We start from the raw sequence: 253 nt of genomic DNA, 5'->3' as shown, positions 1-253 counted from the left end.
TACATCCCCCTAGCCCCCCTCAAGGGGGGAATAGCTGAATATTGAACTATCATGTTGGTATTCAGTACTTTCAAGTGCGATTATTCACCATTTTACTTGATACCACTCCGTAACTCCCCCCTTGAGGGGGGGTAGGGGGGATGTAGAAAAAAACATACTGAATATCAATGGATTACTTTATAAAGTGTATTATTTTAACTATTGATTCGCATCATTAACCATTAATCATTGACCATTAATTTTTCACTTTTCA

It is taken from the genome of Capnocytophaga sp. oral taxon 863 str. F0517, assembly GCF_000466425.1.
In the GTDB taxonomy this organism is placed as follows: Bacteria; Bacteroidota; Bacteroidia; order Flavobacteriales; family Flavobacteriaceae; genus Capnocytophaga.
This window is presented reverse-complemented; position numbering follows the sequence as displayed.